The following is a 22,733-nucleotide window of genomic DNA, read 5'->3' as shown; positions in this document are numbered from 1 at the left end:
TTTCACAAAGTGAGTGTAGCAAAGACACGATGTATACGCATGGTATAGGTACTCAAAATCCATTGTATTTTTATATAAAAAATATAAACAAATATGATAATAAAATAACAATATTTCTTATTAAATGTTTAGAGAAGTATTTTGTTTTCTACTAAATTGTACAAAATCAAATAATTTACAATCTTCTTGAATAAGCATAGAATGTGGGTAAGTAATTACTAGGAGGAGGCATTTAAATGTTTATAGATACGAGTAAACCAATAGCGTTAGACGATCATTTGTGTTTTTCCCTCTATGCAACATCACGTGCAATTCAGAAGTTATATCACGATGGTTTGAGCAAGAACAACTTAACTTATCCGCAATATTTAGTCATTGTAGCTTTGTACGAATATAAACAGGTAACGGTCAAAGAATTAGGTAAATTATTGTCGCTTGATTCAGGAACTTTGACACCGCTTTTGAAGCGGTTGGAGAATGAAGGCTTAGTTGTTCGCAAACGCAGCCAAGAGGACGAACGTGTCGTAAACGTCCATTTAACTGACCAAGGGATTGAAAAGCGTGAGTCGATCAACAAACTACCAGAAATTCTAGTTGAGAAGAGTGGCTTCACGGAAGATGAATGGAATACGTTAGAGAATCTATCTAAAAAGTTATTCACTAATATAACAAAGTAAAATTAGTTTTAGAACGCAAAAAGACCTCTGATTTTTTAATCAGAGGTCTTTTTTTTAAATTTATTTTAGTCGTTTTACTTTGCCGAATAACGAATCGTCATCGGGAGTTTTGTTGTCGCCAGTTCGACCGATATCATAATCGGAATCCTTCATAGCTTCAACTTTACCCATCAAGTAACCATTACCAACTTGAGAGAAGAAATCGTGGTTGCTTGTCCCGGTTGAGATACCGTTCATAACGATAGGATTGACGTCTTCAGCGTTGCCGTCTGGGAAGAGTGGCTCTTGTCCGAGGTTCATCAAGGCTTTGTTAGCGTTATAACGAAGGAAGACAAGTACTTCGTCGACCCAGCCAACTTCTTTGTACAATTCTTTGGTGTATTTTTCTTCATTATCGTAAAGGGTATAAAGCAGATCGTACATCCAATCTTTTAATTCAGCTTTTTCGTCATCGCTCAATTCGTTGAAACCTAATTGGAATTTGTAGCCAATATAAGTACCGTGAACTGATTCATCACGGATGATCAATTTGATGATTTCGGCGACGTTAGCTAACTTGTTATTGCCTAAGTAGTAGAGCGGTGTGTAGAAACCGGAGTAGAACAAGAAACTTTCTAGGAAAACACTGGCAACCTTCTTTTGCAGAGGTTTGCCGTTTTGATAAATATCGTTGATAAATTTGGCTTTCTTTTGAAGATATTCGTTGTGGTCAGTCCAATCGAAGATTTCTTCGATTTCTTCGGCCGTGTTCAAAGTACTGAAGATCGAAGAATAACTTTTGGCGTGAACTGATTCCATGAATTCAATATTGTTGAAAACAGCCGTTTCTGCTTGAGTACGAGTGTCTTTGAGCATGGCTTGAATACCATCTTGTGATTGCAATGTATCAAGCAATGTCAAACCGCCGAAAACATGTCCAACAACAGTCTGTTCAGCGGGGCTCAAAGTACGCCAATCATCTAAGTCGTTTGAAAGTGGAATACGTGTATCCAACCAAAATTGTGAAGTTAACTTTTCCCAAGTTTCCTTGTCGATTTGGTCTTCCAATTTATTCCAGTTCATTGATTTGTAATATGTATCAACCATTATAAAAATTTCCTCCTAGATTGAGCAGCTTTCGCACTCGTTACTGCCGATTTCATCGTTATTCTCAGTAAAGGTTCTGACGTAGTAAAGGGACTTGATGCCCTTGTAGTAGGCGTAGTTACGTAAAATACTTAGATCACGGGTAGTTTGTTTAGTATCATCAGCGGCTTTCCAATCGTAAAGGCCCGCAGGGATCTCAGAACGCATGAAGAGAGTCAAACTCATACCTTGATCGATGTGTTCCTGTGCTGAAGCATAAGTGTCGATAACTTTACGCATGTCAGTGTCATAAGCTGACTTGTAATACTTGATTGTATCGTTGCTCAAGAAAGGAGCTGGGAAGTACAACTTACCGTTTTTCTTTTCTTGACGTTCTTCAACGAGACGCGTTACAGGTTGCAAACTAGCACTGGTGTTGTTGATATAAGAGATTGATCCAGTAGGGGCAACGGCCATCCGATAAGCGTTATACAAACCATCACGCATAACTTTTGTCTTTAATTCGCCCCAATCTTTAGTTTCAGGGATAAAGATATCCTTGAACAAAGTTTTGACCAACTCTGACTTAGGAGCGTAGCTGTGTGTAATATATTTATCGAAATAAGTTCCATCGGCATATTTAGATTTGTCGAAGTTAGCAAATGATTCGTGGCGTTCTTTAGCAATGTTGTTGCTTTCTACCAGAGTCCAGTAGTTCAACAGCATGAAGTAAACGTTGATGAATTCCAAGGCTTCAGGAGAGCCATATTCAAGATGATTGCATGCTAAGAAAGTATGCAGACCCATAGCACCCAAACCGATGGCATGGCTCATTTTATTACCGTTAGCAACTGGTGGAACAGCGGTGATGTTGGAAGCGTCACTGACAAATGTCAAAGCCCTTGTCATTGAACGGATCGATTTGCCAAAGTCAGGACTCTTCATCATGTTCAAAATATTAGTAGAACCCAAGTTACAACTGACGTCAGTACCTAATTTGGTGTATTCTTGAGCGTCATTTAATTCTGAAGGGATTTGGACTTGTTGAATCTCAGTACAGAGATTACTCATGATGATTTTACCGTCAATTGGATTGTCACGGTTGACAGTATCGATATTTAATACGTAAGGATAACCAGATTCTTGTTGCAACTTACTGATTTCATCTTCGAGTTCACGGGCGTTGATCTTGTACTTTTTAATACGGTCGTCAGCGACCATCTTGTCATATTCTTTAGTGATATCGATGTATGAGAAAGGTTTGCCGTAAACTTTTTCGACTGAATAAGGGCTGAATAAATACATATCTTCGTTGTTACGAACTAATTCGTAATACTTGTCAGGAACAATGACTCCAAGGGACAAAGTTTTTACTCGAATCTTTTCGTCGGCGTTTTCTTTTTTAGCAGAAAGGAAGTCGATGATGTCAGGATGGAAAACGTTCAAGTAAACGGCACCGGCACCTTGTCTTTGACCGAGTTGGTTACTGTAACTGAAACTGTCTTCCAATAGCTTCATGACTGGCAAAACACCAGATGAGGAATTTTCGACACCTTTGATTGGGGAACCTGATTCACGTAAGTTAGATAATGTGATACCGACCCCACCACCAATACGAGATAGTTGCAAGGCACTGTTGATAGTTCTACCGATACTGTTCATGTCGTCAGTAACTTGGAGTAGGAAACAAGAAACGTATTCTCCACGGCGCTTACGGCCAGCATTTAAGAATGAAGGTGTAGCGGGTTGATAACGCTGAGCAATCATTTCAGTTGCTAAACTCTTAGCTAATTCTTGATCGCCATGCGCAAATAAAAGGGCATTAAAAAGAATTCTCATCTCATAATTTTCGAGATAAAGGTCGCCATCATTAGTCTTTAGAGCATATTGGTTATAAAACTTGTAGGCAGCCATGAATGATTGAAATTGAAAGTGTTGATTCAGTAAATCTTGATACAAACTCTCGATAAATGAATGTGGATATTCGTCGATAACCGACTTTTCAATGTAGTCGCCCTGAATCAGGTAGTCAATATGGTCTTTGAATGAATCAAATTTTTTAGTATTTGGTTTTACGTTCTCGGAGAAAAAGGCTGCAACAGCTTCCTTGTCTTTGTTTAAAGGAATCTTGTCATCGACAGGAATGTTGATTTCGTTATTCAGTTTGAAGTAACTGAGTTTAGTTACGTCTAGATTATTTAATCCCAATTTCATTCACTACTTTCTTAAAGTTTTCGACATCTTTTTGCGTACCGTTGAATTCGAATTCGAAGACAACAGGAACATCTAATCCTTTGGCAATGTCTTTGGCCGTGTGGTTATAAAGGGTGTTGAAATTACGGTTGCCACCGCCAGCTACACCGACACAATTTTTAGCATTATCTTTGTATTGTAGAAAATCAATCACGGGGTCCATCATATCGTCATCGTAAGAAGGTACTATAAGAATAAAGGGCCGACCCATTTCGTAGAACGGATCGGCGTCGGTTATTTCATATCCATCTATACCCAGCTTATTAACAAACCGTTTGGTTTGACCTGTGATTGAGTAATAAGCTATTTCCTTCATGATTAGTCGACAAGTTCTCTTAGACTATCTGGACGGAAACCGACGATGGGATCGATTGCATCATTCATGACAACAGGAACGCTTTGGAAACCTTGTTGTTTCAAAGTATCAAGATATTGTGGCTCTTGATTGATGTTTCTTTCTTCAAAGGATACATTGTGTTCCTTCAAGAATCTCTTAGTCATTTTGCATTGCATGCAGTTGTTTTTGCTATAAACGATTACGTTGTTCATAAGTATTACTTCCTCTCAAAGTGCTATTCTAAATCAGTATAATCATTTGATGGTATTAACACAATATATTGTGTCTGGTATAACGATTAATACACGATATAGCGCGGTTATACTGTCATTATAAAAAATCGGCAAACGTATGTACCCACACATTTTTGACCGTTTTACATCACAATTTCAAATAATTTTTCGATTCGTGGTAAAATTAGCGTAATGACTATTATAGAGTTATGGAGCATTTAAGACAATTAATTTTAGTTGGGAGAAAACTATGAATTCTTGGAATTTTGTGGGAATTATTGCGTGGATCATTGTGATTGCGCTATTAATCTTTGTGGTATTTAATATTAGAAATCGTCATTTAAAAATTCTTGTTGAACAAAAAAAGAAGATTACCTGGACCACTATTGTAACTGACCTAGTAGAAATTTTAGTCGTTATTTTAGCTGTCAGCGGTCTATTATATACAAGTTTATTTACGAAAGTTGATTTAACTGATAAGAATGAAGTTGCTGTGTCATACAAATACGATCCGATGATCGTGCAAACAACTGATGATGGCCAAGGCTATTACGTTAAGATCAATAAAAAGGAATCCAATTCAACGACTGAGGTTTATCAATATTGGTTGAATAATTCAACTTATACTGTTTCCAGCCACAACGCGACAATCTCTGATGCAACATTGCCATTCACTGTATCGGGCATTCGTTTAGATTGGCCAGTTAAAAAAATTAAGAAATTGGATTCAAAATATCAATATGCTTACGTTATTACCGTTCAAGCCAAATTCAAGAACAACTTTAGAAATGGCCTAGGTTTACGCGCTGGTCGTTATGCGATGGAGTATCGAGTCCTAAGAGTTCCTGCACGTTCATTTATTAACGTTGCTAAATAGAGAGAGCAGCAAACCGGTTAACTTTTGAGTACTAACAAAAATAATCTTCGATTCGAAAGGATCAAAGATTATTTTTTTGGTATTTTTATAAATCGATATTATTTCTCAATATGAATGATTATTTGAGTATCTTAGGATAATTGCTTCATGCTAAGCTATTTGAAAAGTTCAATTGAGGAGAATTTTGTGAAAACAATAACGGGTATTTTGGGAATCATATTAGTAATATTTTCGCTGGCAGGTTGCAAGTCACAAACTCACCAACCTAAAGTAACTCCAAAAACACATACTATTAAAAAGGGTCCAGTATTTGTTACAGGAATTCCCCAAAGATTGCAAGGAAAATATTATTATGCCAAAGTTACTCAAAATAGCATAATGAATGATGAATTTTGGGAATTGAAGATTCAGGCTGGGAAACTTTCTTTGAATTGTTTGAATGATGATTATAATGGCTTCGAATGGCGAAATGTCAAAACTAGCAAGGTCAGTGATGATATTTACATTCTCAAGGGGGATGACCGTTATATAAAAATCGTGCTTTTAGCGGATCATAAACTGAGCATTTCCTCAGAAACACAATTTGACTTTAAGACAGCTCGTTCGGACAAAGAATTGATGACTTTATCGCCTCAGAAACCAACCGGTTATTTTGGGACAGTGACGAAAAAACTGATAGGAAAATTTTATGTTTCAGAACGAGGCATCGAACGATACTATGCTTTCCAAGAATTCCCAATGGGAAATCAGCTGCGGCAAGTCGATCCTTCGGGAAAGCTGCAAGTGTTGGCTAATTATCAAACATTACATGGTAAAATTAATGGCTATACTTTGGGTAATATGGACAATGATAATGATAAATTATTAGTGCCAATATCCGATTCACAATTACAAGATGCCCAAACTGGGGAGATTTTTACACATTATCCCAAAAGTGAATATGAATTGAATAAAGCTATTCGCCAAAAATTTGGTTTGGGACCAGAAGTTGTTCCAGGCAGTTCCTATGAAAATGAAACAACTAATGAACAACCGCAGACAACTGATGAATACCCAAAGACATTTGATTTTGCAGATGACAAAGATGACGATTATTACGATACTTACGACGATTTTGGTCTAAATGATGGAGACTAGCAACTAAAAAAGCAGGACTCCCTAAGGGAATCCTGCTTTGATTCAGCAATTATTTAGCTTTTTTGATCTTCTTGATACTAACAACGATCTTGTTGTTCAATTCAGTTTTGTTAGCATTATCTTTAGGATCATTTTTAACAATTTCCATCAAAGCTGAGTGTTCATAAACCTTCTCAACTTTTCCTTGGAATGGGTAATCCATATCTTCATCAACGGAGCAATCGTAAACTTTACCAACTTCTAAATCTTCAATTTTCATATGTCAATTCTCCTCGGATTAATTACTTAACAGACTAGTATAATAATATAGTAGAAGAAATATTTCAAATATAGGAGTTCCATAATGGATAAAAAAATTATTGTTATCACCGGAGCTAGCGGTACCGGCAAAACAACGATTAGCAAATATTTACAAGATACCTATCATATACCGAGTGTTATAACTCACACCACTAGATTACCACGTGACGGCGAAAAAAACGGCGTGGACTATTATTTTGAGACAAAAGATAGCTTTTTGAAGAATCATTACCTTGAAAAAGTCGAATACAGTGGAAATTGGTACGGATCTTCTGAAGAAAGTCTCAATAAAACTTGGGCAAAATACGATGCTGCTAGTATTGTCGTCGATACTAAAGGAGCAGTCTCTTACAAAGAGAAGTATGGCGACCAAGCAGTGGTGATCTTTTTGGAAGTCGATCTCGATACGGTAACAAAACGACTCGCAGATCGTGGGGATGATAAAAAGCGCCTCCAAGCCCGAATTACCAGTGATGAATTCCTTCGAGACCTACAAATTCCGACCGAATTAGCGGGCAAATGCTATAAAATTATTAATAATAGTATAAAAGCAACTCAAGAAAGCGTTAACAATATACTAAAAATCGAAAAAATCAAATAATAATAACTTTCACAATAAGGTCTAGAGCATTGTTAAATCAATGATCTAGACCTTATTATTTTGTGAATAACAAAGTGTAACATTCTTATACAATTACTGTAACAATTCTGCAATATTCGGGGAGTAATATAGTCATCGTTGAGTGATAAGAAATTAATAATTAATAAAAACTTAAAAAATAAAAAACAAACCAATTACGGGGGATTTAAATTTTGAATACTAACGTTAAAAAGATTCTTATTTCATTTACAGCTGCTGCAGCATTAGCAGTTACAGGTTTAGGTTTATCAAACGCTTCAACTACTAAAGCCGCAACACAATTGACAGATGTTCCTGCAGCTGTTCACACAAAGAAAATGGCTATTTTAAAGACTGCTCCTTCATCATCAGCTGATAACTCAGGTCGTGCACTTTCATCAAACACTTCATGGGCTGTTGGTAAAGCTGTTCAAGACGATAGTGGTATCACATGGTACTACGTTGCTACAAACGAATGGGTAAGTTCAGAAGACGTAACAACAGAAGCAGCTGTTACAGAAGCTGCTGCAGATACTTCAACTGCTACTGCTGATAGTGTTATCAGTACTGCTAAACAATACATTGGTACACCATACGTATGGGGTGGTAAGACACCTTCAGGTTTCGACTGTTCAGGTTTCACATCATATGTTTATCAACAAGCAACAGGTAAGAGCATCGGTGGTTATACAGTAGCTCAAGAAAGTGCCGGTACACAAGAAGCTGTTTCTCAAGCATCTGCTGGTGATCTATTGTTCTGGGGTAGCAAGGGTTCAACTTACCACGTAGGTATCTACTTAGGTAACAACCAATACATCGCTGCACCACAACCAGGCGAATCAGTTAAGATTTCAACAATCTCAGGTTACTTCATGCCTTCATTCGCTGTTAAAGTTCTATAATTTTAATATTCAAAATTCAAATCATTCTACAATAAACAACTTAGACTGCCGATTGGCGGTCTTTTTTTATGTTTTCGATAAATTCAATAAATCTTCATAATTTGTTATAAATTTATTCGTATTTAATCGTTATTATTTAAGCATAGTCAAAAGCAAACGAGGTGACCGGATGATCAGATAACTCTTTAATAGAGAGAACCCTTCAATCTTAAATAGATAATTATTGAAAACAATGAATAGAAATAACCCCTTTAAAAACAAAAAACTCTTTTTTATTTAATCCCCTATAAAAAACACAGATGAAAAACTTTAAATATCTCCCCCCTAAAGATAATAAAGTTAATTAAAACTAGCTATTCCCCGTAGCTTAGTTTAAAAAGAAAGAAGTTGGTATTTATCATACTTATAAATATCATGGCAGCCTGCTTATTAGCAGGCTTTTTTGCTGTTCAAAATTTGATAGAATAGAAACAGAGGTAAACACCTATGCAAAATATTATTGATATCATCTATAACAAATTGCCCCATATGTCAGTGACTGACAAGAAGATTGCTGAAGTAGTTTTAAAACAACCCCAACAAGTGATCGACTATACAATTTCACAGTTGGCCAAACAATCTGGCGTCAGTGATGCTTCAGTATCGCGTTTTTGTAAAAATTTGAATATTGATGGTTTTCATCAGTTGAAGACACGTCTGGCTCAAGTTTCTGACGACGCCAATGTTTCAGTAACGATCGATGATGATATTCAAAAATCATTGAAGAACATTAGCACTAACAAGAGCATTGAAATTACTAATACATTAAAGAATTTGTCGACAAAACAAATTACAGAGGTTCTAAAATTGATCAAGAACGCCCGCTTGATTCAAATAGTAGCTGAAGGAAATACTTATCCAGTCGCAATTGATGCGGTTTACAAATTCAATCAAATTGGGATCCTTGCTTTTAGCGATGCCGCTTTTGAGACCTCGATCGCTCAAACTTTGAATATGGTCAAACAAGATATTCTGATCATTATTTCCAATTCTGGGGAATCCAAATCATTGATGAAACAATTACAAGTGGCTCAAGAAAAAAATATCAAAGTAATTGCTATTACTAATCGAAATGATTCGCCGATTGCTCAAAAAGCCGATTTCCATTTGAAGACATACGTACGTGAACAGATTTTTCAATCCGAATATTATTTCTCAAGAATAGCTGCCTCCACGATGATCGAAGCGATATTCTTACTGTTAGTTGGCCAAGATAAAGAGACTTTGAAAAAAATCTCCCACCATGAGGAATTGATTGCTGATCGTAAAATTTAATATCCTGCTTGACAGGATATTTTTTATGTCTTATCATGAAAATAAATTTCGAATATAAAATAAATATGAAAATATATTTCTTGAAGAGGTAATTATATGGAGCCATTAATTGCAGCAGCACTCAAAATGATCAAGCCACAAATGACCGTGAGTTTCGGTGGCGGTCGTACAGTTGGCCGATTGATCAGAGCTATTAAAGAACCCACAATCAAAATTGCTAGTCCCTCCGAACAGACACGTCAACTTTGTTTAGAGTTGGGAATTCCGGTAGTTTCTTTGCCACAAGTGAAGAAGTTCGACTTAGCTTTTGACGGATGTGACAGTTTAGATGAGAATTTGAACGCCTTAAAGAGCAACGGTGGCATTCATACGTTTGAGAAATTATACGCACAATTAGCCGACCGCTATATCATCATGGCGCCGATTGAACGATTCAAAGAGGAATTGAATCCAGACGTTCAGTTGACCTTAGAAGTTTTGGATTTAGCGATTCCGCAAGTGATCACTGAAGTTGAAAAGTTAGGCGGGTCAGCCAAAATTCGTCAAGCAAGTGAGATGGCTGGCATGTTCAGAACACCGAATGGCAATGGATTGGTCGATATTCACTTTGAAAATTGGACCAATATTTCTGAGATCAACCGACAGCTAGCGCAAACGACCGGCGTAATGGGTACTTCATATTTTGAAAATATTGTAACGGATGCGTTATTAGCAACTGATAAAGACGTAAAACATATCAAGAAAGAAGATTTGTAATTATGACAAAATATAATTGGGGAATGATAGGAACAGGTTGGATCGCACACGAAATGGCTGATGCGTTGAATGCTGTTAACGGTGAGATCTATGGCGTTAGTGATATGAATGCCGAACAGATGGCTAAATTTGCCGCTGAAAAAAAGATTCAACATCAATTCAAGAATCCTACTGACATGATCAATGACCCTAATATTGACGTAATTTACATTGCTACGCCACACACATATCACTATCAATACATCAAGGAAGCCCTCAATGCCGGTAAGAATTTTTTCTGTGAAAAAGCTATTACTGTCAATGCTGAACAATTTGACGAAGTTCAAAAGTTAGCAGCAGACAGGCATTTGATTTTGACTGAAGGCTTTACGTTGCTGCACATGCCACTCTATAAGCAAGTTAAACAATTGATTGCTGACGGCAAGATTGGTCAAGTTAAATTGGTTCAAGTCAACTTTGGCAGTTTGAAAGATTATGATCCTAAGAATCGTTTCTTCAATAAAGAATTAGCTGGTGGAGCTTTGCTAGATATCGGTGGTTACGCCACTGCTTTTGCGAGAAGTTTCTTAGCTAAACAACCTACTAATATCTTAACGACAGTCAAATACTTCGAAACTGGCGTTGACGAACAATCAGGAATTATTTTGAAAAATGACGATGAACAAATGGCAGTTATGGCCTTATCAATGCGCGCCAAACAACCAAAGCGGGGCGTGATCTCTGGGACAAAAGGTTACGTCGAAATCAGCAATTATCCACGTGCTACCGAAGCTGACATTACTTATACTGCGGACGCACATACGCAAACAACAGATAAAATCGTTGCTGGCGACGATACGAAAGCACTTCAATATGAAGTAGCCGATATGCAAAAGTACATCGACAACGGCCATGATGACGGTCAATTAGCTTTGTCACGTGATGTGGCACATATTTTGAATGATGTGAGAAATGATTGGGGAATGAAATATCCTTTTGAATGATGATTTAAGCTTAATTTTGAAAAATAATATTCATTTGGCATATTTCTTATAAAAATAAATTTATTTTTCAAAAAACAACAAATGATTTTATATAAAATGATTGACGAACATTCCTGAAATAATAGATAATATTGTCACAAAAAATCTTTAGAGAGATGGTATCAAATTTATGACAATTAAAAAGGGAAAGAAGTGGGCGTTATCGTTTTTAGCTGTTAGTGCAACAGCTTTAGTTGGAATGAATACAGTGATCATTGTAAAAGCAGATGAATTATCGGAAAAAAAAGCTATCCAAGCACAGGCAAAAATTTCTGATAATGAAATCAAAGATGGGGGCAATGTTGAAACGGATTTTCCCAATTACCAACAAAATGAATTGGGATATGCAGCTCATTTTCATATCTTTGCAAACGAGGCACATTTGAATACACATACTAATGGAAATGTAGCCACAGGAGTTTTATATGGAAATGTTAATTTTGGAACGAATATCATTAATAACTTAGTTACTGATGATATTTCTTATATTGAGGATGCTAAAAAAATAGCAGCAAGTTCCTTTGTTTCCAGTGGTGATATTCGAAAAAATAAGGTTATCTTTGGAATCAATAATGAAATTGATTTCAGCGATATTAAGTGTCCAACGGTTAACTTGGTTAGATTGGGGAATTTACTAAAAGAAGAAACTTATCAAGATAAAGGTACTAATAAATACATTGATTTTGAGAAGTCCTTCCAAGAATTGGCCAGTAAATCGCAAGAATTGATCCAAAGAAAAAGGCACGCTGAAATTACTTCAGAAAATTTTGTGGATCCAAATAACAGAACAATCGATATAAGAGATTATCAACCTAATGATCATAATCAGATTGTTTTGAAATTATCTTCCGATGTGTTGAATTCAGGAACACCGTTGAAAATTAAAGGGTTGTCTGCTGATGCTGGTGGCACCAATGTAGTGATTAACGTTGATACATCTGGGGTAAGTGAATACGTAATGAATTCTCAAATTGAATTATATTACGACAATGGCGAAGAATTAGGAACTGATAATCAACGTGAGCCACAGGAAACTGAACTTTTTGATGATAACCATCTACTTTGGAATTTTTACGATAGTACGAGTGCTGATCAGTTGTTCAGAGGGAAAGTACTTTTTGACAGAGTTTTTATGGGAAGCGTTCTGAGTCCAAAAGCCGAGTTGGAAGTGAAGCATAATTTGGATGGTAATATCATTGCCAATAAGATAAATGTTAATGGTGGCGAAACTCATCGTTGGGATTATCAAAATGAAACTCCAGAACCTGAGAGTATTCCCAATCCAGAACCAGATCCAGAACCAAATCCGGACCCAGAACCAACCCCAACACCAGATCCAGACTTAAACATAGACCCAGATTTGGTAAAAGTAGAAGGTAGCAGCGAATATACTGACACTGAAAGCGAAAAATTACCAGCAAATGTTATCGAAACAACCCAAATGAAATCAGCTTTACCGGTTGATGAAACAGAGCCAATGAGTACCAATAGCAAATTGCCTTCAACAGGAGTAAAGTCTGGTATTCTTGCGCCAATTGTAGGTTTTATGTTATTAGCAGTTACTTTGATAAATAGAAAAGAAAGAAAAAAATGATGGGTTAGAAGTATGAACGTCTTAGTTCGTACTATCCAGTTAATCAAAATAAGGACGATAAACTCCAAAACGGGTTTATCGTCCTTATTTTCATTTATTTAGAATCGTTGTCATGTTGTTGATGCCATTGATTAATATATTCCAAACGTTGTTTGAAGAGCCGTTCTTTTCCTTGCTCAGTAGGAACGTAATATTTAGTGCCTTTGATTTCCGGTGGTACGGTCTGCATATCGGTCAGCTTGTCTTTACTATCGTGCGCTAATTGATAATTCTTACCGTAGCCGAGATCCTTCATCAACTTAGTAGGAGCGTTGCGGATCTGTAAAGGAACTGGTAAATTACCGTACTTCTTGACATCTTTTTGGGCGTGAAGCAAGGCTTTGTAAGATGCGTTAGACTTTGGCGCAACAGATAAGTAGATAACGCATTCGACTAAGTGGACGTTACATTCAGGCATGCCTAGGAATTGGCAAGCTTGAAAGGTATTGATGGCGACGTTTAAAGCGTTGGTGTCAGCCAAACCAATGTCTTCACTGGCAAAACGAACTAATCTTCTGGCAATATAAAGCGGGTCCTCGCCACCGTCGAGCATGCGGGTCACCCAATAAATGGCCGCATCGGTATCGCTGTTGCGCATGGATTTGTGCAGAGCCGAAATGATATTGTAGTGTTCTTCGCCGTTCTTGTCGTAGCGCAATGATTTGGTGTTCAACAGTTGACGAACGTCTTCCAAATTAACCTTAGCAACTTTATCGGTCGTTTCTGAATTGATGACAGCCATTTCCAAAGTATTCAAAGCGCTTCTAGCGTCACCATTAGCGTACGCTGCAATGAATTCCAAAGTGTCGGGAGCAATTTTGACGGTCAAATCGGGAAAACTCTTGGGATTAGCAAGGACTTTCTTGAGTAGTTCGATCAAGTCATCCTTAGTCAGCGACTTGAGAACAAAGACTTTACAACGGGAAAGCAAAGCCGAGTTGATTTCAAACGAAGGATTCTCAGTCGTAGCACCAATCAAGGTGATGCTGCCTTTTTCAACAAAAGGTAAGAACGCATCTTGTTGAGCTTTATTGAAACGATGGATCTCATCGATGAAGACAATCGTCTTTTGACCCATTTCTCGATTCATTTCAGCTTCCTTCATCACTTTCTTGATGTCATTGATGCCACTGGTGACGGCACTGAAAGTGATGAAATTAGCCTTAGTTTTCTTGGCAATTATTTCGGCCAGCGTAGTTTTACCGACCCCTGGGGGACCCCAAAAAATCAACGAAGGGATTTTGTCTTGATCGATAATGTCACGTAAAATTTTTCCAGCACCGATCAAGTGCTGTTGACCGACAAAATCCTCTAGTGTCGTTGGGCGGACCCGATTGGCTAGAGGAGTATTGTCGTCGTTGTTCTGATTTGCGAAAAGCGATTCTTGTTGCATATTGAACCTTCTTTATTTGATAGCGGCATTGATTTTGTTCTCATTGTAACCTAACAAGATCAAAAACATGATTAGGTAAAGAGCCAAAGGAATCAATGCGTAATTTAAATTGATGGCGGAAATAGTTTGCGCAGTCTGCGTCCGATTAGAAACGTAACCGGAAATTTGGAGCGATTCAGCGGTGATCAGACCACCGAGGCCAAGGCCTAAGTTGACTCCGAAGTCATCCGTTGATGCCAATACGCCCTCGGCTTGGATTCCCATTGACGTACCGTAGCGGATCGTATCAGCAATCATGATCGAAACTAATCCGATGATAAAACCGCCACCGATACAGTTGATGAAAATGCCACTGAATAGTATTGGTAAATTCTTCATGTAAGTGGCGAAAGTAATAACTATTTGACCGACAAAAGCTGTGGCGATACCGAGTAGCATCGTGCGTTTCTTGCCTAGTTTAGCTGAGACAAAGTAAATAGCAACGACCCCGATCAAAGCCGTCAGCGTGAAACTATTGGCCAATGAGACTAAGTTTTCATCGTGCATGACGTATTTGAAGTAGTAAATAGTCGTTTGATTCTTAATTGCTGTCGTCAGCCAGTACAAGAAGATGACGATCGAAATAATGATCCACGGTTTATTTTTGCGCAACATACGCCAGACTTCAGCGAATGGTTGGTGATTGATCTCTTTGTTAGTGAATCGTTCTCTAACGTGAAAGAATGTGTTGAGAATCAAGATCAAGGAAATCAAGCCAAAGAGCATGATCGTACCTAAGAACCCTTTTTGCTGATCGCCTTTGCCAAATAATTCGACGAGCGGAATGGTAAAGACGGCCACAATGATTTGCACGGAACTACCAAAAAATTGTCTAATAACGCCTAAAAGCGTGGTCTCTTGTTCATTGTTAGTCATAGTAGGCAGGATCGAAGTAATTGGTAAGTTGACAGCAGTGTAGAAGAATCCGAGTCCTAAGTATGTGACATAAGCCCAGATCAATTTCCCAGAATGTGGTAGGAAATTAGGCGTAACGAAAGTTAAAACAGCGAAGATAACGTAAGGAAATGAGTACCACAAGAAGAATGGCCGACTTTTACCCCATTTGGAGTGGGTGTTGTCGATCATGACACCGATAATAAAGCTTTCAAAAACGTCCGCAGTTCGTGCAACGACAAAGAGAATTGCGACCTCACTGGCAGTCAGTCCGAAAACATCGGTATAAAAGAATAATAGATAAGTGGTCATCATTTGGAAAACTAAATTATCTGCCGCATCACTTAGTCCATAGCTGATCCGTTCAGTTAGGGATGTTTTCCATTTGCCCAAAAATAACGCCTATTTTTGCGCCGTTAAACGACGATAAAGTTCACGACCGACGATATCGTTTGTCCACATCCAAGCAATGTGACCGAGAGCTTCAGAAATATGTTCTTCAGTTGGTTGATCCTTTGGAGAAGGAACAGTCTTCATCATGGGCATGATACCAATATGGAAGGCGACCCAGATAGCTAAGCCAAAGATGGCACCGGAACCTTTTCTGATGAATGGTTGATATTGAGCCAAAACTTCATAGATGATAGCGAATGAAGTTGAGAAGCCAAAGTGCATCAAAAAACTGGCCCAAGGCATTTGGTGATCAGAATAAGTATATGTTCCCCGGGTAATGCTCTTAGGAAGTCCAGCTTGTTCCATCAAGGTTTGGGGAGGATTTACGGCATCACGTGCTGGTGTACGTGGGGGCAAGACGTTCTCCCAACCTAATTTGACGAAGCCAGAGAAAATACCAGCTGCTGTACCGGCAATAATGGCGGCCTTCAAGTCGACTTTTTGATCTTTGTTTAAATGCATAACAAATCCCTCGATTCTATAATTATTTCAATTAAATTAAGTATAAATCAGACTGATAACGATTTCAGCTAATAAGTCTCAAGTGCAATAGAATGAGACGTTTTGAACTAAAACTTGATTGTGGTCACAATTTCTTCATAAATTGTTATAAATTAATTCGTACTTTGGAAATTGTTAATTCATATTTACCCGTTATTATTTAAGCATAGTCAAATAACAAAGGAACAAGAGGTGACCGGATGAACAAACAATCCCTTATCACAGCACAACCTTTTAAATAGATAATTATTAAAAATATGAATTAACCCTTAAAAATAAAAATATATCTCCCCCCTAAAAGATATTAAGTTAATTTCCTAATACAAATTTGGTATTTGTTCCCCGCAAATATCACAAAAATAAAAAACTGCCTTCCCCGGCAGTTTTTTTGTTGGTTGATAATCAAATCAAATAAAGAAGTATACACTGTAAATAAATACGTGATTAAGGAAGAGTGGGGATTGAAGATGGATACAAATGATAACAAAAAACCAGTTGTCGACCGAATAGTAGTTTCAAAAAATGAATATGTTCAAGGACAATTGGAATTGACTAGGTCGATGTATGATAAAAATTCTTTGCCAATATCTAAAGGACCGATTCCAGCAGGATATCGTTTTGTTGATAATATTTGGGACGAAGAATCTGGAGTTATCGTAGTTTCTATGGAAGGGGCTTTTGACGCGGCCCTAACTAAGGCTTATAAAGTTATTGTTAATACGTTGCGTCAAGGTTCCCTAGATGGAGCCTTCAACTTAGATATCCAACAACAAGTAGAAATGGGTGCAGCCAATAGAATGGATATATTTGTTTACTGTGATGCTTGTAAGAGAATTATTTAGTTAGTGCTAGCTTTGGCAAAGACAATATCCGCAAGTTTGTGATCTTGATTGGCGTAAATAAAGTAACTGCCATCGATGAAGGATTTTTCGTTAACTTTTGTCATTAGTTTATTGATTGTTTTAGTCTGACCGGCTTTCAAAATTAAAATACCGGTCTTGTTAGCCTTGACGATTTTCTTTTGAGAAGTATAGATACCAAATTTAGCTAAATCGAAGTGGACTGACTTTTTAGTCCGGTTAGTAATCGTAAGATTGATGTTGTAATTTAAAGTACCATCGGCGCTAGATTTGATTTTGATGGGGTCGAATTTGAATTGAAGTTGTTTTTGACTAGCTTTATTTAATTTCTGATATGGTGTGCCAGAAACTTTAGTTGTTGTGGAAGAACTGGAAGTGTTTTTTTGCGAAGTGGCACTTGTGCAACCAGATATAATCAGAGTTAATACGACGACAGGGATAAGCAAGAATTTTTTCATAATAGATCCTCCTAGTATTCAAGATAATTATACCGCGGGTGATATTCAGGATATGTAAAAGGCTCATTTGGGATGTTGTTTGCAGCTATTTTTAAATAATCGTTATATTATACGTATGGAAATTAATCGAGAGGGGTATTGATTATGGGTGAAAAATGGTTTGCTAGTGGCGTTGAGCGTGGGGATGAAGCAGTTAGAATTATTGCAAAATTATTGACTGAACTGAGTGGTGATCCAACTAAGGCACCTTTAGAGAAAGTCCTCCTCAGTTACAAAGTTGAACTTGAGAAAAAAGAGTCTTCGATACCATATATTTTGAGTCGGATGAACATTGCCGTTTCTAATGCGATGATTCAAAATCACATCACTTTATCACAAGATCAATCCGATGAATTGAAAAAAATTATGCAGCAATCACATATCTGGTATGGGTATTAATTAAGTTGATGGAGATGAGGCTGTGACACAACTATGTTTTTCGTAAAATATGCAGCATAAACGTGCAACAGAACTCAACTTCTTCCGCATAATAGCAAAACCCTCAATATTCATAATGCGAATATTGAGGGTTTTCGATTATTGCTCGGAAGTTAACCGAGTTCTGTCACACTCTTATTTTTTTATATGTAAGTTCATCAATTTTTCTTCATATTTAAGTACTATTTTTTTCTTACTTTCCCAACGTTGTGTTCATATTTAGCCGTTATTATATAAGCATAGTCAAGAAACGAAGAGATGACTTTCAAGACTATATTAAATAGATAATAACTTATAAAACTAAAAATCCTATGAATTAATCTTTTTTATATCCTCCCCCAAAAAGAAGAAACTAATAGAATTTTCAAATATATATCCTCCCCAGATATAGCAGAATTCAAAAATGAAAGAAGAAGATGCCCATGAAAAATAATACAAATACAAAAAGAGCTAGCCAAACGGCTAGCTCTTTTACTTTGTAAAATAATATTTTTGGTATTGGATTTGAACGTACTTTATAGGATTTGAACTGTCAAATGCAAGTCAGCGGTATCTGCACTTACCATTGAATCACATTATTTTTGATACTTCTTAGCTTCCTCGTCGCTGCAATAGAGGAAGTGGCCAGGAAGTACTTCTTGAAGTCTTTGGTTATCTTTGAAAGGACTCTTGTGGTCAAAGTCGATTCTTGTACGTTTCTTCTCGATTTCTGGATCAGGAACGGGAATAGCGGACAAGAGACTTTGAGTGTAGGCGTGTAATGGATTTTGATAAATCTCATTAGAACTTGCTAATTCAACGATCTTACCACGATACATAACAGCGATACGGTCACTGATGTATTTAACCATTGAAAGGTCATGGGCGATGAATAAGTAAGTTAGGCCTTGTTTCTTTTGAATATCTTGCATCAAGTTAACAACTTGGGCTTGGATGGAAACATCAAGAGCTGAGATAGGTTCATCGGCGATGATGAATTGAGGATCAACGGCCAAAGCACGGGCAATACCGATACGTTGACGCTGACCACCGGAAAATTCGTAAGGGTAACGTGTCATGTGTTCAGGGTTCAAGTTAACCATGTCGAGCAATTCACGAACCTTTTGGTCACGTTCTTGATCATTCTTAACTAAACCGTGGACATCGAGACCTTCGGCGATAATATCCTTAACTTTCATACGAGGGTTCAATGAAGCGTAAGGATCTTGGAAGATCATCTGCATTTCACGACGGAATTCCTTCATCTTAGGACCGTGACTCTTGATTTTACTGATGTCTTGGCCATTGAAGAAGATGTGGCCATCAGTTGGATCGTAAAGTCTGATGATACTACGTCCAGTAGTACTCTTACCAGAACCAGATTCACCAACAAGTCCAAAGGTTTCACCTTTATAGATGTCAAAGGATACATCATCGACAGCTTTAACCATGTTAGGTTTGCCAATGTTGAAATATTGTTTGAGATTTTTAACGGATACGATTACTTCTCTTTCATCTGCCATTATTTAGCATTGCCTCCTAACTTTTGGAATTTCTCATAACGTTTGAGAATAGCTGCGGGTGGAGTAACTTTGGGTGCATCTGGATGTAATAACCAAGTAGCTGCAAAGTGGTTTTTAGAAACTTTGAAGAATGGTGGTTGCTCTTCTTCATCGATTTGCATTGCGTAAGCATTACGTGGGGCAAAAGCGTCACCCTTTGGTGGATTCAAAAGATTTGGTGGAGTACCAGGAATTGAGTTCAAACGAGCTTCTTCGTTGGTATCTAGGGTAGGCATTGAATCCAATAGTCCCCATGTGTATGGGTGTTGAGGATTGTAGAAAATATCATCAACCGAACCATATTCCACGAAACGACCAGCGTACATAACGGCCACACGGTCAGCGATACCAGCCACGACACCAAGATCATGGGTGATAAAGATGATTGAAGTACCGATTTTTTGTTGCAATTCTTTTAATAGATCGATGATCTGTGCTTGAACCGTAACATCAAGGGCAGTTGTAGGTTCATCGGCGATTAGGATTTCTGGGTAATCAACGATGGCAATTGCGATAACGATACGTTGACGTTGCCCACCGGAGAATTGGTGAGGGTAGTCATTCATTCTGGCTGCTGGGTTAGGAATACCAACCAAGCGGAGAACTTCTTCAGTACGTTTTAAAGCATCTTTTTTGGAAACATTGTTGTGGATCAAGAGTGGTTCAGCAACTTGTTTTCCGATTGTCATAGTAGGGTCGAGTGAAGTCATGGGATCTTGGAAGATCATGGAAATTTTGTTTCCACGAATCTTATCCATTTCCTTGTCACTCTTTTGTAGGAGATCGTCTCCGTGATAGAGAACTTCTCCTTTTGAAATTGTGGCATTTGAAGCCAACAATTGTAGAACTGAACGAACTGTGATGGACTTACCAGAACCAGATTCACCAACAATAGCTAAGGTTTCACCGGCGTTTAAATGGAAGTTGACACCACGAATCGCATGAACGACACCATTATAGGTGTCAAAATCTACATGTAAATCTTTTACTTCTAGAATTTTATCCATTTCGATTTCTCCTTAGTTAGTGTTCTGATGATTGAGGGTCAAAGGCATCACGTAAACCATCACCAAGAAGGTTAGTAGCAATCATGATGATACTCAAGATAATAGCTGGAGCCCACATTTGATATGGTAAGAATCTGAAGGCTTTTTGACCATCGGATAAAAGTGTACCTAATGAAGCGTTTGGTGCGGGAATACCAATACCAATGAAACTTAGGAAAGCTTCGAAGAAGATGGCATTGGGAATTGTAAACATTGTTTGAATGATGATTGTTGATGAAAGGTTAGGAATCAAGTGTTTTGTAGCAATCTTAGTTGATGATTCGCCAAGGGTTCTAGCGGCTAAGATATATTCTTGTTCCTTCAATTGGAAGGTTTGCGCACGGACCAGACGGGCCATGGTTACCCAACCAGTGATAGCAATCGCAATAACGATTGATGTCAAACCTGGTTTTAGAATGATCATCATCAAGATAACAACGATCAAGTTAGGAACAGAAGATACGATTTCAACGATACGTTGCATAACAGTATCTGTTCTGCCGCCTTTCCAACCAGAAACGATACCATAAGGTACCCCGATTAGAAGGTCAACTAATGTAGCAAGTACGGCAACGACTAATGAAAGTCTAGTACCGTAGATAATTCTTGAGAGAAGGTCACGTCCAAGGTAATCAGTACCAAGGATGAAGGAAGTTCCCTTAGGGGCACCGGCTTGCTTATAAGCATCGACCATTTTGCCACCCATGTTTTGGTAACCATTCATACCAGGGATATTTAGATTACCTAATTTAGGAGGGAGGTTAGATAAAGTAACGTTTTGAACATTTGGTTGGTGCGGTGCAATGATTGGGGCAAAGACTGAAATTAAAACAATGATTGATAGAAGTGTCAAACATACGACCGCAACCTTGTTTTGGAACAAACGACGACGAACATCTTGCATATATGTTAATGAAGGAGTACCGATTTTTTCTTGTTCGGTATTGTTCTCGTCATGAACTAATTTAAATTTTTCCTTGGGAATTTGTGGAATTTGTTCCATTATTCTTTACCTCCATTTCCTAGTCTAATTCTTGGATCAATCAATCCGTAAAGGATATCGACGATCAAGTAAACGATAATCAATAAGAATGAGTAGAAGATTGTAAGTCCCATGATAGTTGGATAATCGTTTGTTGTGATCGACTTAACGAATTGTTCACCAATACCAGGAATTGAGAAGATGTTCTCAACAACCATTGAACCAGTCATAACTGAAACAGCCATTGGACCGATAATTGTAACAACTGGGATCAATGAGTTACGTAGCGCATGCTTTGTAACAACTTTCCAGTTTGAATTACCCTTAGATTTAGCTAACTCGATGTAATCACTACTCATAACATCGACCATCTCGGTTCTCATAAACCGGGCGACAGTACCTAACGGTAAGGCTGCCAAAGCTAAAGTTGGTAGAATACTTGATTGGAAGTTATCCCAGAGAGCAACAGGGAAGATTCTCCATTTGTAAGCTAGGTAGAACTGAAGTAGTACGGCTAAAACGAAAGAAGGAATTGATAGGCCTAAGATTGATACGAAAGTTGCCAATGTATCAGCCCATGTGTTCTTACGAATAGCAGCAACGGCACCAAGTAGGATACCGAGAACAGTACCAACGATCATAGCTTGAGCACCAATTTGCATTGATGGAGCAAGTCTTTGACCGATTAAAGAAGTAACAGGTTCATTATTGAATTGGAAGGATGTTCCAAGGTTACCATGTAATAATCCCACCATATAACGGACGTATTGAACTCCTACCGATTGATCCAAGCCATATTGAGCTTTAACGATCTTCAGTTGATCCGGTGACATACGGTTCTGGTTAGAGAACGGAGTACCAGGAAGCATCTTCATTAGGAAGAAAGTTAAAGAGGCAATAATGAACAAGGTTATAAAGAGGTAAAAGATTCGTTTGAGAATATATTTAGTCATTATTTAATCTC

24 protein-coding genes are annotated in these 22,733 nt (G+C 37.7%); 11 read left to right on the top strand and 13 right to left on the bottom strand.

Features of this window, described 5'->3' with window-relative positions; translation table 11 throughout:
* The first annotated feature begins 236 nt into the window (after nucleotides 1-236).
* Nucleotides 237-677, top strand: coding sequence for a MarR family winged helix-turn-helix transcriptional regulator (locus FD29_RS07160; RefSeq protein ID WP_057888256.1), 441 nt, complete (start codon nucleotides 237-239; stop codon nucleotides 675-677).
* 60 nt (nucleotides 678-737) lie between these two features.
* On the opposite strand, the gene nrdF is transcribed toward FD29_RS07160, so the two are convergent.
* Genes nrdF through nrdH form a run of 4 tightly spaced genes read right to left on the bottom strand, consistent with a single transcriptional unit; the run spans nucleotide 738 to nucleotide 4,544 of the window.
* Nucleotides 738-1,763, bottom strand: a complete 1,026-nt coding sequence (nrdF, locus tag FD29_RS07155; RefSeq protein ID WP_057888255.1) for a class 1b ribonucleoside-diphosphate reductase subunit beta — start codon at nucleotides 1,761-1,763, stop codon at nucleotides 738-740.
* Nucleotides 1,764-1,778: 15 nt separating this feature from the next.
* Entirely contained in the window at nucleotides 1,779-3,956 is a 2,178-nt protein-coding gene (nrdE, locus tag FD29_RS07150; protein WP_162253421.1) for a class 1b ribonucleoside-diphosphate reductase subunit alpha, read from the bottom strand.
* Nucleotides 3,937-4,311 carry a class Ib ribonucleoside-diphosphate reductase assembly flavoprotein NrdI gene (gene nrdI, locus FD29_RS07145; RefSeq protein WP_057888254.1) on the bottom strand — a complete coding sequence of 125 codons (375 nt, stop codon included), beginning with the start codon at nucleotides 4,309-4,311 and terminating at the stop codon, nucleotides 3,937-3,939. The genes nrdE and nrdI overlap by 20 nt, the downstream gene beginning before the upstream one ends.
* Nucleotides 4,312-4,313: 2 nt before the next feature.
* Entirely contained in the window at nucleotides 4,314-4,544 is a 231-nt protein-coding gene (gene nrdH, locus FD29_RS07140; RefSeq protein WP_057888253.1) for a glutaredoxin-like protein NrdH, read from the bottom strand.
* A 271-nt stretch (nucleotides 4,545-4,815) separates the two neighbouring features.
* Here nrdH and FD29_RS07135 point away from each other — a divergent pair, with 271 nt between their 5' ends.
* On the top strand, nucleotides 4,816-5,442 hold the full coding sequence (locus FD29_RS07135) for an LVIS_2131 family protein (RefSeq protein ID WP_057888252.1): 627 nt from the start codon (nucleotides 4,816-4,818) through the stop codon (nucleotides 5,440-5,442).
* 186 nt (nucleotides 5,443-5,628) lie between these two features.
* Nucleotides 5,629-6,579: a hypothetical protein gene (locus FD29_RS07130; RefSeq protein ID WP_057888251.1), complete on the top strand. Its 951-nt coding sequence runs from the start codon at nucleotides 5,629-5,631 to the stop codon at nucleotides 6,577-6,579.
* A 49-nt stretch (nucleotides 6,580-6,628) separates the two neighbouring features.
* Here FD29_RS07130 and FD29_RS07125 read toward each other — a convergent pair whose 3' ends face one another.
* Nucleotides 6,629-6,838, bottom strand: coding sequence for a hypothetical protein (locus tag FD29_RS07125; protein WP_057888250.1), 210 nt, complete (start codon nucleotides 6,836-6,838; stop codon nucleotides 6,629-6,631).
* 84 nt (nucleotides 6,839-6,922) lie between these two features.
* On the opposite strand from FD29_RS07125, the gene FD29_RS07120 reads away from it, so the two are divergent.
* The 6 genes from FD29_RS07120 to FD29_RS07095 all read left to right on the top strand — a co-directional run bounded on the left by FD29_RS07120 (nucleotide 6,923) and on the right by FD29_RS07095 (nucleotide 13,086).
* Complete coding sequence (locus FD29_RS07120; RefSeq protein ID WP_057888249.1) at nucleotides 6,923-7,480, top strand: guanylate kinase; 558 nt, start codon at nucleotides 6,923-6,925, stop codon at nucleotides 7,478-7,480.
* 212 nt (nucleotides 7,481-7,692) lie between these two features.
* Entirely contained in the window at nucleotides 7,693-8,400 is a 708-nt protein-coding gene (locus FD29_RS07115; RefSeq protein ID WP_057888248.1) for a C40 family peptidase, read from the top strand.
* A 486-nt stretch (nucleotides 8,401-8,886) separates the two neighbouring features.
* A complete protein-coding gene (locus FD29_RS07110) occupies nucleotides 8,887-9,714 on the top strand; it encodes a MurR/RpiR family transcriptional regulator (RefSeq protein ID WP_057888247.1) in 828 nt (275 codons plus the stop codon).
* A gap of 96 nt (nucleotides 9,715-9,810) precedes the next feature.
* Nucleotides 9,811-10,470 carry a ribose-5-phosphate isomerase A gene (locus FD29_RS07105; RefSeq protein WP_057888246.1) on the top strand — a complete coding sequence of 220 codons (660 nt, stop codon included), beginning with the start codon at nucleotides 9,811-9,813 and terminating at the stop codon, nucleotides 10,468-10,470.
* Between the two features lie 2 nt (nucleotides 10,471-10,472).
* Nucleotides 10,473-11,453, top strand: coding sequence for a Gfo/Idh/MocA family protein (locus FD29_RS07100; RefSeq protein ID WP_057888245.1), 981 nt, complete (start codon nucleotides 10,473-10,475; stop codon nucleotides 11,451-11,453).
* 169 nt (nucleotides 11,454-11,622) lie between these two features.
* The gene (locus FD29_RS07095; RefSeq protein ID WP_057888244.1) at nucleotides 11,623-13,086 is read left to right on the top strand and encodes a collagen-binding domain-containing protein; all 1,464 of its coding nucleotides are present in this window, start codon (nucleotides 11,623-11,625) and stop codon (nucleotides 13,084-13,086) included.
* A 94-nt stretch (nucleotides 13,087-13,180) separates the two neighbouring features.
* Here the strand turns inward: FD29_RS07095 and FD29_RS07090 are convergent, their stop codons facing one another.
* Genes FD29_RS07090 through FD29_RS07080 form a run of 3 tightly spaced genes read right to left on the bottom strand, consistent with a single transcriptional unit; the run spans nucleotide 13,181 to nucleotide 16,366 of the window.
* Nucleotides 13,181-14,518 (bottom strand): replication-associated recombination protein A, encoded by a 1,338-nt coding sequence (locus FD29_RS07090; RefSeq protein WP_057888243.1) that lies wholly within the window; start codon nucleotides 14,516-14,518, stop codon nucleotides 13,181-13,183.
* 12 nt (nucleotides 14,519-14,530) lie between these two features.
* Entirely contained in the window at nucleotides 14,531-15,844 is a 1,314-nt protein-coding gene (locus tag FD29_RS07085) for an MFS transporter (RefSeq protein WP_057888242.1), read from the bottom strand.
* A 9-nt stretch (nucleotides 15,845-15,853) separates the two neighbouring features.
* Nucleotides 15,854-16,366, bottom strand: a complete 513-nt coding sequence (locus FD29_RS07080; protein ID WP_057888241.1) for a DUF1440 domain-containing protein — start codon at nucleotides 16,364-16,366, stop codon at nucleotides 15,854-15,856.
* Between the two features lie 506 nt (nucleotides 16,367-16,872).
* On the opposite strand from FD29_RS07080, the gene FD29_RS07075 reads away from it, so the two are divergent.
* Nucleotides 16,873-17,247, top strand: a complete 375-nt coding sequence (locus tag FD29_RS07075; protein ID WP_057888240.1) for a hypothetical protein — start codon at nucleotides 16,873-16,875, stop codon at nucleotides 17,245-17,247.
* Here the strand turns inward: FD29_RS07075 and FD29_RS07070 are convergent.
* Nucleotides 17,244-17,723, bottom strand: coding sequence for a hypothetical protein (locus tag FD29_RS07070; protein ID WP_057888239.1), 480 nt, complete (start codon nucleotides 17,721-17,723; stop codon nucleotides 17,244-17,246). The genes FD29_RS07075 and FD29_RS07070 overlap by 4 nt on opposite strands.
* A gap of 144 nt (nucleotides 17,724-17,867) precedes the next feature.
* Here FD29_RS07070 and FD29_RS07065 point away from each other — a divergent pair, with 144 nt between their 5' ends.
* Nucleotides 17,868-18,161 (top strand): bacteriocin immunity protein, encoded by a 294-nt coding sequence (locus FD29_RS07065; RefSeq protein WP_057888238.1) that lies wholly within the window; start codon nucleotides 17,868-17,870, stop codon nucleotides 18,159-18,161.
* Between the two features lie 614 nt (nucleotides 18,162-18,775).
* On the opposite strand, the gene FD29_RS07060 is transcribed toward FD29_RS07065, so the two are convergent.
* From FD29_RS07060 to opp3b, 4 genes are read right to left on the bottom strand one after another with little or no spacing between them, the layout of a single operon-like run.
* Nucleotides 18,776-19,702, bottom strand: a complete 927-nt coding sequence (locus FD29_RS07060; RefSeq protein WP_057888237.1) for an ABC transporter ATP-binding protein — start codon at nucleotides 19,700-19,702, stop codon at nucleotides 18,776-18,778.
* On the bottom strand, nucleotides 19,702-20,748 hold the full coding sequence (locus FD29_RS07055; RefSeq protein ID WP_057888236.1) for an ABC transporter ATP-binding protein: 1,047 nt from the start codon (nucleotides 20,746-20,748) through the stop codon (nucleotides 19,702-19,704). The genes FD29_RS07060 and FD29_RS07055 overlap by 1 nt, the downstream gene beginning before the upstream one ends.
* A 16-nt stretch (nucleotides 20,749-20,764) precedes the next feature.
* Nucleotides 20,765-21,790, bottom strand: coding sequence for an ABC transporter permease (locus tag FD29_RS07050; RefSeq protein ID WP_057888235.1), 1,026 nt, complete (start codon nucleotides 21,788-21,790; stop codon nucleotides 20,765-20,767).
* Nucleotides 21,790-22,722: an oligopeptide ABC transporter permease gene (gene opp3b, locus FD29_RS07045; protein ID WP_057888234.1), complete on the bottom strand. Its 933-nt coding sequence runs from the start codon at nucleotides 22,720-22,722 to the stop codon at nucleotides 21,790-21,792. Before opp3b ends, FD29_RS07050 begins: the two co-directional genes overlap by 1 nt.
* Nucleotides 22,723-22,733 lie beyond the last annotated feature (11 nt).

It is taken from the genome of Companilactobacillus mindensis DSM 14500 (assembly GCF_001434275.1).
GTDB classification, from domain to species: domain Bacteria; phylum Bacillota; class Bacilli; order Lactobacillales; family Lactobacillaceae; genus Companilactobacillus; species Companilactobacillus mindensis.
The sequence above is the reverse complement of the archived record's forward strand: the minus strand, read 5'-3'. Positions and strand labels throughout refer to the sequence as shown.